1 protein-coding gene is annotated in these 806 nt (G+C 71.6%); it reads right to left on the minus strand.

The features are described from left to right. Positions 1 to 806: beta-ketoacyl reductase (locus ACTOQ2_RS43975; protein WP_440107994.1), on the minus strand; the 806-nt coding region annotated here is incomplete at both ends.

The raw sequence follows: 806 nt of genomic DNA on the forward strand, positions 1-806 counted from the left end.
GTGGCGGGCAGTCGCAGTCCGGAGACCGCCATCAGCCGGTTGCGCAGCTCGACCGCGGTCAGGGAGTCGAAACCCAGCTCCTGGAACGCCCGATCCGCCTGAACCGCCGTCGCCGAGGCGTGCCCCAGCACCGTCGCCACTTCCTGGCGGACCACCTCCAGCACGACCTCACGGCGCCGGGCCTCATCCACCCCGTCCAGCCGCTGCACCAGCGCCGACCCGCCCGACCGCACCGCACGCCGCACCGGACCACGCACCAAGCCGCGCAGCAACACGGGCAGTGCCTCACCGCGCGAACGCAATGCCGGAACATCCACTCGCAACGGCACCAGCGTCGCCACATCCGACGCCAGACCGGCGTCGAACAGCGCCAGTCCTTCTTCCACCGACAGTGCCGGCAGGCCCTGCCTGCGCATTCGCTCCCGGTCGGCCTCGGTCAGCCAGCCGCTCAACCCGGTGTCGGCATCCCACAGCCCGTACGCCAGCGACGTCGCCACCAGCCCGGCCGAGCGCCGATGCGCCGCCAGCGCGTCCAGGAACACATTCGCCGCCGCGTAGCTCGCCTGCCCGGCCGCCAGGACCAGCCCACCGGCCGAGGAGAACAACACGAACGCCGACAGATCCAGCTCTCGGGTCAGCTCGTGCAGATGCCACGCCGCATCCGCCTTCGAACCCAGAACCCCGTCGAACCGCTCCGCGGTGAGCGAGCCGATCAACCCGTTGTCGGCGACCCCGGCCGCGTGCACCACACCCTTGAGCGGATACTCCGCCGGGATGCCCGCGATCAACTCGGCCAGCGCGTCCCG

Source organism: Streptosporangium sp. H16, assembly GCF_051918855.1.
Taxonomy (GTDB): domain Bacteria; phylum Actinomycetota; class Actinomycetes; order Streptosporangiales; family Streptosporangiaceae; genus Streptosporangium.